General features: G+C 33.0%; 10 protein-coding genes and 1 pseudogene. 3 read left to right on the forward strand and 8 right to left on the reverse strand.

What is annotated here, in order from left to right; genetic code table 11:
• The 8 genes and pseudogenes from JG780_RS09045 to JG780_RS09080 all read right to left on the reverse strand — a co-directional run.
• Positions 1-419: pseudogene (locus JG780_RS09045) on the reverse strand (phenylalanine--tRNA ligase subunit beta); the annotation flags it as partial.
• Positions 420-438: 19 nt separating this feature from the next.
• Positions 439-1,068, reverse strand: coding sequence for a hypothetical protein (locus JG780_RS09050; RefSeq protein WP_114703170.1), 630 nt, complete (start codon positions 1,066-1,068; stop codon positions 439-441).
• 4 nt (positions 1,069-1,072) lie between these two features.
• Positions 1,073-1,492: a tetratricopeptide repeat protein gene (locus JG780_RS09055; RefSeq protein ID WP_004100827.1), complete on the reverse strand. Its 420-nt coding sequence runs from the start codon at positions 1,490-1,492 to the stop codon at positions 1,073-1,075.
• Positions 1,464-2,963: a hypothetical protein gene (locus JG780_RS09060; RefSeq protein ID WP_287570219.1), complete on the reverse strand. Its 1,500-nt coding sequence runs from the start codon at positions 2,961-2,963 to the stop codon at positions 1,464-1,466. Before JG780_RS09060 ends, JG780_RS09055 begins: the two co-directional genes overlap by 29 nt.
• Positions 2,960-3,565 (reverse strand): glycerol-3-phosphate 1-O-acyltransferase PlsY, encoded by a 606-nt coding sequence (gene plsY / locus JG780_RS09065; RefSeq protein ID WP_287570220.1) that lies wholly within the window; start codon positions 3,563-3,565, stop codon positions 2,960-2,962. The genes JG780_RS09060 and plsY overlap by 4 nt, the downstream gene beginning before the upstream one ends.
• A gap of 1 nt (position 3,566) precedes the next feature.
• Entirely contained in the window at positions 3,567-4,364 is a 798-nt protein-coding gene (locus tag JG780_RS09070; protein ID WP_004100837.1) for a hypothetical protein, read from the reverse strand.
• A 23-nt stretch (positions 4,365-4,387) separates the two neighbouring features.
• Positions 4,388-5,452: a non-hydrolyzing UDP-N-acetylglucosamine 2-epimerase gene (wecB, locus tag JG780_RS09075; protein ID WP_287570221.1), complete on the reverse strand. Its 1,065-nt coding sequence runs from the start codon at positions 5,450-5,452 to the stop codon at positions 4,388-4,390.
• Positions 5,453-5,462: 10 nt separating this feature from the next.
• The gene (locus tag JG780_RS09080) at positions 5,463-6,548 is read right to left on the reverse strand and encodes an MFS transporter (RefSeq protein WP_287570222.1); all 1,086 of its coding nucleotides are present in this window, start codon (positions 6,546-6,548) and stop codon (positions 5,463-5,465) included.
• 165 nt (positions 6,549-6,713) lie between these two features.
• Between JG780_RS09080 and JG780_RS09085 the strand changes: the two genes are divergently transcribed.
• From JG780_RS09085 to JG780_RS09095, 3 genes are read left to right on the forward strand one after another with little or no spacing between them, the layout of a single operon-like run.
• The gene (locus tag JG780_RS09085) at positions 6,714-7,961 is read left to right on the forward strand and encodes an ABC transporter substrate-binding protein (RefSeq protein ID WP_004100845.1); all 1,248 of its coding nucleotides are present in this window, start codon (positions 6,714-6,716) and stop codon (positions 7,959-7,961) included.
• A gap of 41 nt (positions 7,962-8,002) precedes the next feature.
• Positions 8,003-8,923 carry a carbohydrate ABC transporter permease gene (locus JG780_RS09090; protein ID WP_004100848.1) on the forward strand — a complete coding sequence of 307 codons (921 nt, stop codon included), beginning with the start codon at positions 8,003-8,005 and terminating at the stop codon, positions 8,921-8,923.
• Positions 8,920-9,729, forward strand: a complete 810-nt coding sequence (locus JG780_RS09095; RefSeq protein ID WP_114703169.1) for a carbohydrate ABC transporter permease — start codon at positions 8,920-8,922, stop codon at positions 9,727-9,729. Before JG780_RS09090 ends, JG780_RS09095 begins: the two co-directional genes overlap by 4 nt.
• Positions 9,730-10,089: the final 360 nt, after the last annotated feature.

The following is a 10,089-nucleotide window of genomic DNA, read 5'->3' on the forward strand; positions in this document are numbered from 1 at the left end:
TGCACTTCTTCCTTAAACTTATACACTCCACTTGATTTTTCTTCAAGACCTAACTCTTGAAGAGAGCACATCATACCTTCAGACAATATTCCACGCATCTTTCTTGGAACAATCTTTAAATCAAAAAGCCTAGCACCTTCAAGTGCTACTGGCACTGTATCTCCCTTGGAAACACTGAGGTCTCCGGTTAAAATTGTCTTTATTTGATCACCAACATCAACCTTACATACAATTAATTTATCTGCATTAGGATGTTTTTCAACATCTATTACCTTTCCAACAACTATTTTTCCTTCAACATCGAAAGGGTTAATTATTTCTTCTACATTTGTCCCCCTTAAACTAAGCTTTTCAGCAATCTCTTCTGCACTCTTTTCAATATTTACAAAATCTTTTAGCCAATTAATTGAAAGTCTCAAAATAATTCACCTCCAAAAACTATTCTTTTTTCTTTTTAAAATTAATCACAAATCCTAATACTACAAGAATCAGAAAAATAACTATTGCTACAGAAGAAAAGAGCGGTTCATCTATTTTTGAAAAATCACCTTTTAAAATAAAGCCAATTATAACCGCAGAAATAGTTCCAGCGCCTACAAGAATAGATAAAATACCTATGACCTCTGCGCTCTTTTTATAAGTTACAATTCCACCCAAAATTCCAAGAACAATTGCAACACCTGCGTATAAATACAATGGCTCAAATGATAGTGTAATTCCAAAATAACCAATTATAAAGTTTGCTATATAATAACCAAGGGCGCCAACTATTAAAAATCCAAAGATAAATGTTATAGATTTATATATTGCATACAAAACCGCAGCAGCAATAACACCAAAAACAACCATTGAAATTTGATAATACGTTGGATTCGAAAGCCATTCCTTAATTTGCGGAACTCTTTCAACTATCGCTGGAAATAAAATGTTAATACCAATTATAAACCCAAATATTGCAACAGATAACTTTTCAACAAATTTTGCAGCAAAGAGAAGAAAAACACCAGCAATCAATGAGTAATACCAATAATCAAATAAAGGTCGAAGGTAGTGTTCTAATTCAGCCATGGTTTCACCCCTCAATATATTTTAAAACTTCCTGCCGAACTTTTTCATCTTTCATTCTCTCTTGTGCCTTTCTATTATTTCCAGTTGCAAGATAACATAATGCTAGTTGCACATTAAGCTCAAAATCATTAAATCCCAACTTTTCAGCCTTTTCAAAGTTAAATATTGCAAGAGAGTAATTATCTATTTCCATGAATGCACAACCCATGTTAAAGTAGCATTCTGCAAAATCGGGCTTTATTTGTAAAGCTTGTTTGTAGTACTCTATAGCCTTTGCAATCAAACCTTTTCTTCTATATATATTTCCAAGGTTATTATACGCTTCAGGCACATTTTCTTTTATAAGTTCTCTGTAAATTTTTTCAGCCTCATCAAATTTTCCCTGCTTTGACAGTTCAATCGCCTTTATTAGCTTCTCCTCCATTTACAACTTCCTCCGTATACACAAATATATCTGTAAATTTTTCATCTGCAACTTCAAATTTTACAGATACCTTTACAAGTGGTAAAGGAAATATTTTTGCATAATTGTATGTGATCTTCCATTTAAATTTTCCTCTCTTTTCAAACTCAATTGGAGCTCCTCCCGTAAATTTCCACCTATCATTTTTTACAATTACTTTTCCAAGAAATCTATCCGTTAAAAGACTTTTTGAAATATCGGTTGTTGGATATACCGTATCTTGTTCTCCTTCAATTTGAGCAAATTCTTTAACATCTTCCTCATATATATTTAAAAAATCTTTAGCAAGGTATATATCGTCACCAAAATAATTTTCAAGGCACACATGTGCAGTTAATGTGGCATCACTTGTTTCAAAACTTTCCACTTTAACAAAAATAGGAAGATCATCTTTTAATAAATACCAATTAATCGTATCACTCTTCCAATCAACTACAAAAAGATGTGGATAAGAATATTCAATAAACATCGGAGTTGAGTTAATTTTAAATTCACTTTCTCCTGCAATTATCTTATTTCCGTCAAAATATATTAATTGACCTGCAGGAGTTACTTCAAAACTCCAAATTTTGTCTTTTAACTTTATTTTATCCTTTAGTTCAAGTGTATAAAGATTATACACTAATATTTGATTCGAAAATGCATCTAATATATACAAATTTTCATAATTAATATCACAATCCAGTGCAATTGTTGGAAGTGGAAGATTTTTTTCAATCACTCTATCTGAAAAGATATAAATCTTTGAAGCATCGACAACAACTAATCTATTAGCTCTATCAACTCCGGCAATTATAGGACTTTTTAAACCTGTATAGATTGGCTCCTGATTTTCTAGAGTATATATAGAATCTTCCGATGAAATATACACTTTTCCAAAAGAATCTACAGCTATACTCCTTGGATTATACGGTAGTTTAATTATATTCGACATTTTAAAATCGTCTAAAACTATAAGCCTTTTATTCTTTTTGTCGATCACATAAACTTTTTCACCGTATACGGCAAGACCTACAGGGGAATAAAAATACTCTGTAAGGCCCTCTTTCCCCGAAACACTATTTACAAATTTTAGTTTATACTCTTTCACCTCAAAATTTTCAGGGGAGTTAAAAACCTCTATCTTTTTATACAGTTCCATTATTTCTGGAATATTAGTAATAGTTAAAAGTGTTTTCAAATTCTCACGTGCTGCATCAACTTGATCGTTGTAAACATCTATCTTTGCTTTAACATACCAAAACCAAGGTATTTCTCTTGCAGAAATACTTCCAGTCATTGCATCATCCATTTTTAAACTTGCCTCTGCATATTTTCCTTCGCTCCAAAGCTTTATAGCCTCACTTAAAAAAGCCCTGCTTTGCTCTTCAGTTAAAATAGAAAATGATACAACGGAAACTAATAAATATAGAAGTGGAACTAATCTCTTCAATCTTTTTTCCCCTTTCCAAAAAAATATTTAACAACATCCGTCTTTCTTTCATTTCCATTCAAAAGCCTTTTTATATTTTCCTTATGCCTGAGCATTGAAAAGAGGGAAAGTGCAAGAAAAATCACCCAATAATCTTTTCCGATAAAAAATGTAAAAATTGATGCTCCTAAAAGACCTACTATAGAACCAAGGGAAACATACTTTGTAAAAATTACTATTAAAAGCCAAATGAGAAAAAATACCAACCCGCTCCATGGATTTATTGCAAGAAAAACACCAAATGTTGTGGCAACACCTTTACCACCTTTAAATTTTAAATATATAGGAAAACAATGTCCAAAAACTGCAAAACTTCCAGAAAGTAGCATTGCATTAATTCCAAAGCTACTTACAAAAATGACAGCCAAATATCCCTTTAAAATATCAAGAAAAAAGGCAAGTGCACCGTATAAGGCACCTGCACTTCTTAATACATTAGTACCACCGACATTCCCACTTCCAACTTTCCTTATATCAATTCCTTTAAGCTTTCCAATTAGGAAGCTAAAAGGAATTGCTCCCAAAAAGTAGCCAATTAATATCGCATAAATATGATGTTCCACGTTATTCCCCCTTTAAAATAAACGCATAGATATAATCACCATTTTTGACGTATAAAAGTCTGTATCTTCCATCTTCAAAATTTGCATTTTTTACAATTCTTAAAGCTTCAATATCGCTTTTTGCGATTATCTTTTTATTTCTCACTTCAAATATAACAACTTTTCCATTTTTTCTAGCAAATTCAAACTTTTCCTTGTAGCGTGCAATATCGTCTACTCTTTCAATTTTTACAACTCTACCTTTTTTTACATCGTATACAACAAAGTATAATTGCATACTTTGTTGCTGTTTTTTACTAACACTTTCGATCAAATCAGGATCATAAAACACAAGAACGTGGTATTCAAAAAATCCATTTTTCACAGGAACTTTCCATTTTGCAATAACCTTTGAACTTACAACAAAATTATTAACAACCACACTCACATCTTGCTCGTATCCAAAAGCCGATCTTACTCCAAAAATTTTTTCATTTAAAGAGCTATCAGAAGTTATCTTGGTACCTAAAAATGATGCAAGTTCTTGCCTTGCCTTATTTGCAGCCTGCTGCCAAGCTTCATTTTCATTTCTTTGAGGTAATGTCACACTACCTTCAAAAACGAAAAGATTACCTTCTTCATATAACTTTTTGATCCTCTCAGCTACAGCAAGATCTTTTTCAACAATTATAGAATTTTTCGGGATCTCTCTTAATACAACCCCGGAAAATTCTATAACACTTGTTTTTGGAAAAATTAAGAATAAAAGTCCTGCTATTAAGATTGCAGAAATTCCAATTAAAACATACATCCTCTCCATACAGTCTCACCACCCATAAATGATTATATCACAGCAGATAGTATTTTTTCCGATGCTTTTCCATCTCCGAATGGATTATCAACCGCTAATTTTCTATCAAGTCCTTCAATTAAACTTTTATAGACTGATTCTTCTTCAGTGCCAGCAAGAACTCCATATCCACTTTCTATCAGTTCCGGCCTTTCCGTTGTATTTCTGCAGACAACCACAAATTTTCCAAAACTTGGAGCTTCTTCCTGGATGCCTCCACTATCAGAAGCTACTATTTTTGCTCCAGAGAGCAAACTCAAAAATTCAACATAACCTACTGGATCTAACAATTTTGCATTTTTAAAATCTCCCAGCTCTTGATTAACTACTTCCCTAACCTTTGGATTTAAATGAACCGGAAACACTATTGGTATATCTTTCTCAACTGAAAACCTCTTTATACCTCTCAATATTTTTTTCATCTTTTCTCCCCAATTTTCCCTTCTATGAAGTGTTACAAGAACGTATTCTTTTACATCAACCAAACTTTTTCTAATTTTTTCAAGCTCAAACCTGTTCTTTACATAGTACAGTGCGTCAACAACTGTGTTGCCTGTTATTTTTATTCGTTCATCTTCGTAGCCTTCCTTTTTTAAATTTTCATATGCTTTTTTTGTGGGAGCAAACATTAGATCTGATACTTGATCAATAACTCTTCTATTCATCTCTTCAGGAAACGGATCTTTTAAATTGTTACTTCTTAGACCTGCCTCAATATGTCCAACCTTTATTCCTCTATTAAATGCTGCAATAGCACTTGTCATTGCAGTTGTAGTATCTCCCTGAACAAATAGCCATTCAAATTTTTCTCTTTCAAAAATTTCATCAATTCTAGAAAATATACGAGAAGAAATCAAATTAAGTGTTTGATTTTCCCTCATTACGTCTAAATCATAATCTGGCTTGATGGAAAATACATTAAGCATCACATCCATCATCTGCCTATGCTGTGCAGTTGCAATTAATTTTACATCAATTCCCATCTCTTTCGCTTTTAAATAAACCGGTGCAACCTTAATAACTTCTGGCCTTGTTCCACAGACTATTGCTAGTTTCATTCTCCACCTCTTATTCTCGTAGATTTTTTTGAAGTAAAAATACAACTGCCAAACCAATTATTGGTACCACAAACATCGCCCTTATACTAAATTTTGAAATGTATCCCATAAGGGAAATGAACAGAAGTGACCCTATACCGGTTGCAGAATAAGTAATACCATTTAAAAAACCAACTTCACTCTTATCTAATTTTATATTAGCATTTCTTTGTATCAATGGAAAAATCGCTCCCATTGACAGACCAAAAAGATAAAACAAAAAGGGTATTTTTAAAACTATCAATAAAGATAGAAATATAAAAGATAAAGAAGTTATCGTTAAAACATATAACCTGTAATTAACAAATTTTAGGAGAAAATCCATTAAAAAACGTGAAAAAGTAAACAGTCCCCAAAAAATACTCAAAAATAATGCAGCTTGCTGTTTTGTAAAGCCAAAATTTAAAAACAAGTTAGGTGCCCAAGTAGCGGTGCTTATTTCACTAGCCGAATAAAAGAACAAAGAAAGTACGGTTATATAAAAAAGAGGCTTTAAATATGGCTTTGAGCTTGAAAAAGAATTTTCATCTATCTTGATATCAGGAAATTTCATATTCATATTCCAGATAAAAAGAAAAATAACAAAAGAAAGGTAAATCAAATAAAGATACTTATATGATATCCCACTTTTTAAAAATAGCGAAACAAACATCGGTGATAATATTCCTCCAAGACCAAAAAAACCATGGACAATTCCAAATTTTGGATCTTTAAAGTGACTAAGAAAAGTCGTGGAAGATGTAAAAATAATAGAAAGCCCTGCTCCCAATAGAAAAACTCCAAGAAGTATGAATTTTAAACTTTCTAAGAATGAAAGTATCAACAACGAACTCAGCAAAAACAAATGACCAATAAAGTGAGTCTTTTTTAATCCTAGTTTATTTATAAAAAATGAAATAATAAATGAAAAAATTGTAGTGCCGGCTGTGTTAACCACTGGAATAAAAGTAGAAAAAGCAACTGTTGCATTCAATTTTTCCTGAAAAACAGGCATAAGTGGTGCTATTGAATTTGCAAGAAGCGCTCCAAGAAAAATATTTAAAAAAATAAATACCATACTTTTTCACCTCTCTCAACGAAATTTTAGCATATTTTTGTATATCATAAAATATATTAAAAATACTGGGTAATATTCTTTCATTCTTTGAAAATCTACTCAAAAATATTTTCATACAAATGTGTTAAAATGATATTAACCAGAAAAAATGGGGAGGTGAAAGTGATGAAAAAGATTCTCATAATAGCCTTTGCAATAATTTTATCACTTAGTATCTTTGCTACAGAAAACGCTTTAGAAATATTTAGTTGGTGGACAGGTGGCGGTGAAGAAGAAGGTTTACTTGCTTTGTTCGATCTCTTCAACAAATACTATCCAGACATTCAAATTATCAACGCAGCAGTTGCTGGTGGAGCCGGTACTAACGCAAAGGCAGTGTTAAAAACCAGAATGCTAGGAGGAAATCCTCCAGATTCCTTCCAAGTTCACGCTGGTATGGAACTTACAGATACTTACGTAATTCCAGGACTCATGGAACCAATTACTTGGCTTTTAAAAGAAACAGGTGCATATGACAAGTTTCCAAAAGACCTTATAGAAATCGTTAGTTACAAAGGTGAAGTTTATTCCGTTCCCGTGAACGTTCACAGAGCAAATGTTGTTTTCTACAACAAAAAAATTGCAAAAGAAATAGGAATGACAAAAGAGCCTACAACATGGCCAGAATTTTTGACATACCTTGATAAAGCTAAGAAAATGGGATACGTTGGTATAGCACTTGGTGACAAAAACAAATGGACATCACTTCATCTTTTTGAAAGCATAATGCTTGCAGAACTTGGGCCAGAAAAATACAACAAATTGTGGAAAGGTGAAGCATCATTCAATGATCCAGCTATAAAACAAGCTCTTTCAATTCTAAAAGACATTCTTGCATATGTAAATTCAGACCATTCCGCTCTAACTTGGCAAGATGCAACAAGAATGGTTTTTGAGGGAAAGGCATTCTGCAACATGATGGGCGACTGGGCAGAAGGATATCTAAAGACACTTGGATGGAAGCCTGGAGTTGACTTTGGATGGTTTGCACTTCCTGGTACTCAAGATGCATTCATGCTAGTTTCAGACACCTTCGGATTGCCAAAAAATGCTCCTCATAGAGAAAATGCTATAAAGTGGTTAAAGTTCCTTGCAACAGTTGAGGCTCAAGACACATTTAATCCAATTAAAGGATCAATACCTGCAAGAATTGATGCAGATAAGTCAAAATACGACGTATATCTAAAATGGTCAATGAATGACTTTTCTACAAAAGCAATCTGTCCTTCCATAATACATGGTTCAGCTGCTCCAGAATCATTTGCCACAGCTCTCATGGATGCAATAAATATATTTGTCACAGAGCAAAATGTAAATCAAACATTCAAAGAAATACTCTGGATTGCAGAAGATAATGGATATCTAACAGATTAAAACAAACGGGGCATCTTGCCCCGTTATTTTGAGGTGAGAGTGTGAGAAAAAAGAACCTTTTTATTGGACTCTTAGTTATTACACCTTCCATAATTGCGATTGCCATATTTGTTTATGGATTTATAGGCTGGACTGTTAGAACGTCTTTTTCAAATTGGAATAGTTTTTCTGCACTTTTAAGGGGACAATACAAATTTGTTGGCCTAAGAAACTATATTAGGCTTTTTCAAGATAGCAGATTTCAAACGGATCTTTGGAATACCTTCTTTTTTACTCTATTTTTCTTACTTGGAACAATCGCACTTGGTATAATCATGGCAATTCTTGTAGATAAAGGATTAAAAGGCTCCAGATTTTTCCAAAACCTCTTTCTATTTCCAATGGCAATTTCTTTTGTTGTAACTGGAACTGTATGGAGCTGGATTTTTGCACCAGGTAATATACCTCAAAATCCACAAGGATTAAATCTTTTACTTTCAAAACTTGGACTTGAAAAACTTATGTGGGGTTGGTACACAAGTACACATTCAATTGGAAAATTCAACGTCGCACTGATACCAGTAATTATAGCTGCTATCTGGCAACTTTCAGGTTATACAATGGCAATGTATCTTGCAGGACTAAGAGGTATTTCTGAAGATATTATAGAAGCTGCAAGAGTTGACGGGGCATCAGAATGGAAAATTTTTTGGAAGATTAAAATGCCACTTTTAACACCAATTACTTTGAGTGCAATGATTATTCTTGGACATATATCTTTGAAAATTTTTGATTTGGTATTTTCAATGACAGGTAGTGGACCAAACTTTGTTACTGATGTTCCAGCTATCTACATGTTTGAATTAACCTTTAGAAGCAATAGATACGCAATGGGCTCAGCAATCGCTATAATTATGTTATGTTTTGTTGCAGTAGTTATTATTCCATATCTTGCAACAAACTTGAGAGGTGAAAGAAGATGAAAAAGTTCTTTTCATATTTTTTTCTAATAATAATAGCTATATATATTATTACCCCTCTTTATGTACTGCTTGCAACAAGTTTTAAACCTTTAAGCGAAATTGGAATTTCTGATATGTGGAAATTGCCAAAAAGCTGGTCTTTAAGCGGTCTTATAAAAGCATTTAATAAACTTTCTCCAAACCTTAAAAATAGTTTTTATTTAACAATCCCCGCTACAATTGTTTCTGCTCTTCTTGGCTCATTAAACGGCTATGTATTTTCAAAGGTAAAATTTAAAGGTGTGAATATAATCTTTGCAATTATCCTTTTTGGAATGTTTATTCCATACCAAAGCGTATTGTTTCCATTGATTCGTTTTCTTCAAAAAGTTAACCTTTATGGAACAATAACTGGATTGATAATCGTCCATGTTGTTTACGGTATACCTATAACCTCTCTGATTTTTAGAAATTACTACAGTGAAGTTCCAAACGAACTTATAGAAGCAGCGTATATGGATGGTGCAGGTTTTTTTAAAACCTACTCAAAAGTATTATTTCCTATCTCAATACCTGCCTTTGTTGTAGTTATAATATGGCAGTTTACAAACATATGGAATGAATTTTTATTTGCAGTAACTGTTACAAGTAATCCTGCAAAACAGCCTATAACCGTAGCTTTAGTAAACCTGGCAGGAAGCCAGGTTGTAGAATGGAATGTGCAAATGGCCGGAGCACTTATTACTGCCCTTCCAACACTCGTTGTTTACATTTTACTTGGAAAGTACTTTATAAGAGGGCTTCTTTCTGGATCTGTAAAGGGTTAAAAGGCAAATTGTGCATCTGAAAATTCCTTTTTTATCCTGTTTATTAACTCCTTTACAGTTATAATTTCTTTTACTTTATATGCATTTTCACCAGCAAAAGCAAAACCTTCTTTTAAAAAACCAAGCTTTGCATTGGTAAGTGCTTTTGCAATACAATACGGTACTTTTTTAAAATCACATGTTTTTAAGCACTTCCAAGAGCATTTTATTGGCTTTTTTCCACCCTTTTCTACATCTTCAGTGAACTACCATGACTTATAGAAGTCATGGCTTCCTGCTTCAACCAGTGATGGCTCGTAGACCCCTTTCGGGTTCCGCCGCCAGAGCACTGTCCACAGGCGTAAATTCGGACGGTTCCCG

The sequence above is a fragment of the Thermosipho sp. (in: thermotogales) genome (assembly GCF_020054775.1).
Taxonomy (GTDB): domain Bacteria; phylum Thermotogota; class Thermotogae; order Thermotogales; family Fervidobacteriaceae; genus Thermosipho; species Thermosipho africanus.

Excerpts from the sequence above, each read along its gene's own strand:
- JG780_RS09055 (WP_004100827.1), bottom strand. The coding sequence starts at position 1,492 with ATGGAGGAGAAGCTAATAAAGGCGATTGAACTGTCAAAGCAGGGAAAA.
- JG780_RS09095 (WP_114703169.1), top strand. The coding sequence starts at position 8,920 with ATGAAAAAGTTCTTTTCATATTTTTTTCTAATAATAATAGCTATATAT.
- JG780_RS09085 (WP_004100845.1), top strand. The coding sequence starts at position 6,714 with ATGAAAAAGATTCTCATAATAGCCTTTGCAATAATTTTATCACTTAGT.
- JG780_RS09080 (WP_287570222.1), bottom strand. The coding sequence starts at position 6,548 with ATGGTATTTATTTTTTTAAATATTTTTCTTGGAGCGCTTCTTGCAAAT.
- JG780_RS09050 (WP_114703170.1), bottom strand. The coding sequence starts at position 1,068 with ATGGCTGAATTAGAACACTACCTTCGACCTTTATTTGATTATTGGTAT.
- JG780_RS09070 (WP_004100837.1), bottom strand. The coding sequence starts at position 4,364 with ATGGAGAGGATGTATGTTTTAATTGGAATTTCTGCAATCTTAATAGCA.
- wecB (WP_287570221.1), bottom strand. The coding sequence starts at position 5,452 with ATGAAACTAGCAATAGTCTGTGGAACAAGGCCAGAAGTTATTAAGGTT.